This is a genomic window from Amphritea atlantica, assembly GCF_018860855.1.
Taxonomy (GTDB): domain Bacteria; phylum Pseudomonadota; class Gammaproteobacteria; order Pseudomonadales; family Balneatricaceae; genus Amphritea; species Amphritea atlantica_A.
The window spans coordinates 1-3,672 of the sequence record NZ_JAHKQE010000011.1; the positions used below are offsets into that span (position 1 = coordinate 1).

Below are 3,672 nucleotides of genomic sequence, written 5' to 3' on the forward strand. Positions count from 1 at the left end.
TTTTACTTGACCACTACAGTTGCCTTTTCTATACATTGGTCACGAGACCAGACTGAGTGCTCCATATAGGCTTCAGATTTCTGATACTCAGCTTCAGTGTATGTCTCAGGGTCTCCCTGGGCAATTGATAACTGTAATAATGCTTCTTCAATAAATTCATTGGTTTGTGTCGAATAGATCATTGGACTTGCATGCTTTACTAATTCAACCAGTAAGTCAGCTGCACCAGGGCGCTGAAGGAGCGTGTAGTTTTCAGTTTCATTTTCTTTGACATACGTGATGTCTATAGCGCTATCCAGCCAATTATCAGGGATCATTGAACGTTCAGAGTGCTTTATTTTACGGAAAAGTATTCCTTCTAGGCTAAGACAAACTATTGGGCGTGGTCGACTAAAGTTATTATAAGGGTTATTCCGATCAATTATTAAACTGTTTATCTCAGTTATCCCCATAGGTTTTCGTGTTTCTTTACAAATATACATGGCGACGCCTCAATTTTTTGGTGCTGTTTTCGCACCAGAATAGCATGTAGGTATAGTTCTCTCAATGATAAAGAGTCCGCGTCATCCAAAGTATATAGCTTTGATAAACTGGTTGATTTCTGTTCGAGAAGAACAGGGCCTTACTGTGCGCGAGCTAGCAAAGCTTCTATCTGAAGATCATTCAACTATAGTCAAAATTGAGACTCGGGTTCGCAAGCTGAGTGCTATCGAATATTATGAATTTTGTAGTGTGCTGAATGTTGACCCTGCCGCAGGATTTATTGCAATGGATAAATCATGTGAGAAGTGGAGTTAAAGTTAGGTTAGATGTGAATAAGCCCTTCTCATGCGATAATCCATTTTTAATCTTCGAGCCTGTCCATGTCACATCAACTTACCTTGCTGACAGCGAATTCAATAATAAACGTCGAAACTATGTGTAAGTAACATCTCTGGCAATGATTATTGCTGGCAATCTAATCTTGCGTATATTTCTTGATCAACATGAAGTGTGTTAGGTAGCTTAAAGTCTATTGCTTCTTGTATCTCAGCTAATGTTACTGCTTTTTGACAGTAATCATCATTACGTTCACTGCTTTGCTGCATCATGAAAGCTGCTGTATCACCTTTCTTGTTATAAATTACTTTGAAATATGCGTTTGGAACAAGGTGTTCTTCATCAGCACCTGGCATTGAAGGCATATTGGCAGAGTAAATTGGTCCGGTTATAACAAAGAGCGAATTTCGAAAACCTACGGCATGACGAACCGCTGCTTCTAAATTTTTCCATGGGCCTTGGTTTAGGTCTTTGTCTTGAGGAGTGATGTTACTTAAGTAGTTCAGTTCCGACCAATATTGAGAGCCTGCAAATGACGCAAGAGGCGCTTGATGGCCTCTATCCGCTTCTAATGCGGAGTGACTAGCACCTTTGTAGTCGTCAGCCTCCAGAGTTTTGTTCCTATCTAGTAGAGGGTCTGAGGACCATTTCCTACCGGGAGTGTCACCGAAATTAGTCACGTTGACTTCATAGGCAACCCAGTCAGCAAATTTGGTATTTGGGTTGTTGGGTATTGCGTACAAATGCCCAAATATTAGATCATTTTCCGCTGAGTTAGCGGGGCACCCTAATGGGCAATGGACTGAAAGTATATCTGCGGACGCTGAGGTGGTGAATGCGATGGCGAGCGATACCGCTTGGATTAACTTCACTATAATTCCCTTTAGGCTCACAAGTGGATACGTGGTTTTTTATGCCTATACTGATTGGTGAGCAATATTCTCGAATAGGAGCTCAAAGATCAAGGGTAGAAGATTCTGGCTAATCGAGCTTAGAATATATTCAGGGATGGAATGAACATGAAGGTTATTCAGTTAAATTTAAACGAAGCAGTCATCATCGATCATCAAGTTGAAATCCGAATTCTGAAATCACGGTCGCGTTGTGTAAGGTTAGGGATACTACGATTAAGAAGTCGCAAAATACTTGATCGCTACATCTCCAGTGTACCGTGAGTAATGTAACGTTTGAAGTTGTTATATGACCTTGATGAACAGTAAATGTTACAATAAACGTTACGTTTTTGTGCTTTTATGTGATATTATTATTTAAGGCTATTTGATTTAGGGTGGTTCAACCCACCCACCTAGTTTGGAGTAACCTTTTTATTGTTTACTTCCATTTTAGGGTTCGGTTTGCGTAATCTGTAACGTTTCATATAGATTAACGCTATTAAAGCCCTGCTATTGCGGGGCTTTTTAGTTTTCAGCGTTGCTGGTATATGAAGTTTTTATGTTTGTGTTTTGACAACATCACGTAAACTGTCTATCGGTGTGGATGCGCGTAACGTGCGGAGTATCGTGCTGATGCCGGCTATGACAGTGAAATACTCGATAGCATGAAAGAGCTATCGATGCCCAAAACAGCGATGTGTATGACATATTCGCTTTTGTTGCTTATGCCACCGAAGATAAACGCGTACAGAGCGAGTTCGGCAGGCTAAACCGAGAATCAATTCAAGACGTAACAACGATAAACAGCAAGAATTTATCGAGTCTATATTAAGTAAATATGTTGCAGATGGCGTGCATTAATTGGCGATCACTAAAATGCGCAGCTTGATTGAACTGAAATACAATATCATCAGTGATGCCGTTGCTGAGTTTGGCTCATCTCAAGTGATTCGAGAGAACTTTATTGGCTTGCAAAAGTACCTATATGAGGGGTAGTGCATCAATTGCTAATGAATGGCTATAGTAACCCTAAATTAATTAGCGGGGATTATGATCCACTTTAAGGGTCAGAGAATGGTTTCTACTGTTAAACCCTCATGCCTGGGGTTACAGGCATCAGGTTACAATCAATGGCGTTGTTGCCACGTTTTCAAGCTAGTCAGAATGAGCGACAAGCCCATCGTGCAATTTGTCGCACAGGTGTTTTAACGTCGCGCCTTCCTCTTGTGAGATGGCAATTTTTTCGCCCATCGCTTCAGGTATTTGAAATGCTTGCTGTTTTAAAGCTTTGCCTGATTGAGTCAGACGTACTATGCATGAACGTTCATCTTGCTTACACCGTTCCCGTAAAACGAGGCCTTTTGCTTCCATTCTTTTAAGCAAAGGCGTTGTTGTACCTGAGTCCATGTGTAGCCTTTCACCTAATGTTTTTACATTCAGCGCATCTCCATTCCAGAGTACCAGCATGGCTAGATACTGAGGATAAGTCAGATCTAGAGTATCCAATACTGGCCGATAGGCACGAACCATAGCGTTTGCAGCGCTGTAAAGGGAAAAGCAGGCTAGCTCTTCTGGTTGAAGTAAAGGCTTGTCATTTGTTTTTGTCATTAGTTTATTCCTGATTTTCATATATGTTGCTCACAATTAACTTGCATGCAAGTTTAATACAGAATAGTATTGTTCTCAAGTTGATAGCGCGCAAGTTAATAGCGCTCAATTAATAACCAAATACTAGCATGAATACATGACTGCACCAATATTGAGGAACATATTATGAAAACACTTATCACAACAATCGCACTGGCTTCTACTCTGGCTGCAGGTACTGCGTCAGCGACTAACTTTGAAGTGGGTCAGCTAGGTGGCGGTATTCAAATCCAGAGTGGTTCTCACTACAGCAGCGAAGAGTTGGTCACCATTGATCACGCTAACCTGCCAGCGAATCAGTACGGTTCTGAAC

7 protein-coding genes are annotated in these 3,672 nt (G+C 41.1%); 4 read left to right on the forward strand and 3 right to left on the reverse strand.

All coding sequences use genetic code 11. The features are described 5' to 3' along the window. Positions 1–2: 2 nt before the first annotated feature. Positions 3–482 (reverse strand): NIF family HAD-type phosphatase, encoded by a 480-nt coding sequence (locus tag KO512_RS04355; RefSeq protein ID WP_215951124.1) that lies wholly within the window; start codon positions 480–482, stop codon positions 3–5. 64 nt (positions 483–546) lie between these two features. Between KO512_RS04355 and KO512_RS20440 the strand changes: the two genes are divergently transcribed. Next, on the forward strand, positions 547–798 hold the full coding sequence (locus KO512_RS20440; protein WP_215951125.1) for a helix-turn-helix domain-containing protein: 252 nt from the start codon (positions 547–549) through the stop codon (positions 796–798). A gap of 146 nt (positions 799–944) precedes the next feature. On the opposite strand, the gene KO512_RS04365 is transcribed toward KO512_RS20440, so the two are convergent. Next, positions 945–1,691, reverse strand: a complete 747-nt coding sequence (locus KO512_RS04365; RefSeq protein WP_215951126.1) for a DNA/RNA non-specific endonuclease — start codon at positions 1,689–1,691, stop codon at positions 945–947. A gap of 798 nt (positions 1,692–2,489) precedes the next feature. On the opposite strand from KO512_RS04365, the gene KO512_RS20445 reads away from it, so the two are divergent. Beyond that, positions 2,490–2,573 carry a hypothetical protein gene (locus tag KO512_RS20445; protein ID WP_354667732.1) on the forward strand — a complete coding sequence of 28 codons (84 nt, stop codon included), beginning with the start codon at positions 2,490–2,492 and terminating at the stop codon, positions 2,571–2,573. Further along, entirely contained in the window at positions 2,574–2,708 is a 135-nt protein-coding gene (locus tag KO512_RS20280) for a hypothetical protein (RefSeq protein WP_289847211.1), read from the forward strand. A gap of 159 nt (positions 2,709–2,867) precedes the next feature. On the opposite strand, the gene KO512_RS20150 is transcribed toward KO512_RS20280, so the two are convergent. Beyond that, positions 2,868–3,320, reverse strand: a complete 453-nt coding sequence (locus tag KO512_RS20150; protein ID WP_289847212.1) for a MarR family winged helix-turn-helix transcriptional regulator — start codon at positions 3,318–3,320, stop codon at positions 2,868–2,870. A gap of 165 nt (positions 3,321–3,485) precedes the next feature. Here KO512_RS20150 and KO512_RS04375 point away from each other — a divergent pair. Further along, positions 3,486–3,672 (forward strand): hypothetical protein (locus KO512_RS04375; RefSeq protein ID WP_215951128.1); only part of this gene is annotated, 187 nt, incomplete at its 3' end.

Bases quoted from the DNA above. Each gene is read 5' to 3' on its own strand.
- KO512_RS20150 (WP_289847212.1), bottom strand. From the start codon at position 3,320: ATGACAAAAACAAATGACAAGCCTTTACTTCAACCAGAAGAGCTAGCC.
- KO512_RS20440 (WP_215951125.1), top strand. From the start codon at position 547: ATGATAAAGAGTCCGCGTCATCCAAAGTATATAGCTTTGATAAACTGG.
- KO512_RS04355 (WP_215951124.1), bottom strand. From the start codon at position 482: ATGTATATTTGTAAAGAAACACGAAAACCTATGGGGATAACTGAGATA.